The organism is Dellaglioa sp. CoH-56-MRSF-10, assembly GCF_056782175.1.
Window position 1 is genome coordinate 1 of the sequence record NZ_JBXAYF010000040.1, and the last position, 442, is coordinate 442.

The 442-nt window shown below is 53.8% G+C and carries 1 tRNA gene; it reads left to right on the forward strand.

What is annotated here, in order from left to right:
- Positions 1-46 precede the first annotated feature (46 nt).
- A tRNA-Thr gene (locus tag AC1RP4_RS07730) sits at positions 47-122 on the forward strand.
- The last annotated feature ends 320 nt before the right edge of the window (positions 123-442 follow it).

A 442-nucleotide genomic window follows, 5' to 3' on the forward strand; every position in this document is an offset into this window, starting at 1 on the left:
TTCAGTGTGGTGCTTAGGTTTCCTAGGCCACGGGCACCACGCACTTGCCGGTTTAGCTCAGTTGGTAGAGCAGCTGATTTGTAATCAGTTGGTCGCGGGTTCGAGTCCTGCAATCGGCACCATTTTTATTGTTGTGGGCGAGAGCGAAAGAATCCCCAATCCTAACTGTCGAGGAAGAGGCACCGCCAGTGTATTGCAACCGGATTTATCCCGCGCGGGGCTCCGGGGCTCTTGGGGTTAAGAGCCATGCTAAGGTACAGTTGGTGTGAAGCCAGTTGCCCGGTCTCGGGCCCGTGCTTCCTGAAACTCGTGACAGTGCCCACAACAATAGAGAATGGTCAGGCATGACCTAATTGCCGGGTTACCGGCCTTTTTATACGGAGACGCGATGGACACACAACGCGCCCATCAGCTTATCGATCAGTTACTAGCTGAAGATTTC